This is a genomic window from Actinotalea subterranea (assembly GCF_008364845.1).
Lineage (GTDB): Bacteria > Actinomycetota > Actinomycetes > Actinomycetales > Cellulomonadaceae > Actinotalea > Actinotalea subterranea.
In genome coordinates, this window is sequence record NZ_VTTP01000028.1 from 1 (window position 1) to 1,228 (window position 1,228).

Annotated in this window: 1 protein-coding gene; it reads right to left on the minus strand. The window is 66.5% G+C overall.

What is annotated here, in order from left to right; genetic code table 11:
• Positions 1 to 72 precede the first annotated feature (72 nt).
• On the minus strand, positions 73 to 1,228 hold a 1,156-nt coding region (locus FZ988_RS18375; RefSeq protein ID WP_223145198.1), incomplete at its 5' end, for a hypothetical protein.

Sequence of the window (1,228 nt, forward strand, 5' to 3'; positions counted from 1 at the left end):
CACTACCGTCAAAACCCGACCGTCACGACGGCCGAGACCAGAGAACCGAGCCTCCACTGAAGTCGGGGCGGTTCACTCGAGCTGGCCCGCCAGCGTCTGGCGTAGGGCCGTGGGTATGTCCGCATCACGGAGGGGCGTCAAGCCGCCGTGGGGTCCACCCCGGTCGACACCGATCTGCATGAGGGCCACAAAGGAAGGGTCCGTGATGATCACGTGGTCGAATGGCCCCAGCTCCTCGGGTCTCATTCCAAGCGCCTGATCAAGGGTGAATGACAGTGCCGAGATGCCTGCCTGGTCGACCTGCTCGACAAAGGCCGTCAGGCCTGGCAGGTACTGGTCGCGACTGGCCGTATCGACCACGCTGGACATCGTGACTTTGACGGCGCCTCGGGCGTCGACCCATCTGCCGGCTTCAACCTGGGCGCTGGTGGCGGTCTGGGCGAAGTGCACGGTGAACGGCAGGACCGCCGCCGCCACCAGGACGGCCACGAAACGCACGAGCCCACCCATGCGTCGAAACACCATCAGCGGTGGCTCCCGGGCTGCCAGTGCCGTGACGGTCGGACGAGCCAGGTACGACACGGCCACGCAACCCGCGACGACGGCGAGGTCGATCACCGCCAGGATTGACGCCGACCACGCGGCGAACACCCCCAACCGTTCAACCCCCCGCTCGGCGGAGACGACCGCACACGACACGACCCACCCCAGAACCGACCAGACCAAGATCATGCGGGCCAAGAACCAGATGTCCCACGAGTGGACTCGCCACGGTGCCACACCGCCGAGCAGGCGCAGGGAGCGCGACCGCGCCCGGGTCAAGAACCACGTCATCACCACCGAGACCAACAGCACCACGACACTGAGCAAAGCGAATCCAGCGCCGCTGCTCGTCACAAAGCCCAGGACAAGACCTCGCACCGAGCGGGTCTGCTGTGACTCCAGGGTCACCCCGCTCGCGTCGGCCCAGCGCCTCAACGCCGCGCTACACCCCGCGCAGTCCGTCATCGCGTAGAAGCCGTCGAGGGGTCGCTCGCCCAGTTCTGAGGAAGCCACGAGCCGGCCGCTGAATGCAGGGTCGAACCACTCGATCGGATCGCTCGTACTGGGAGGCGTTGACCCGAACCACACCACGTCGCGCTGACCAGAAGGGTGAACCGCCCCGGCGTGTCCGGAGACTTCAGTCCTTGGAAGGGTTGGGATCGGGGTCATGTCGAGTGGTGCGTCC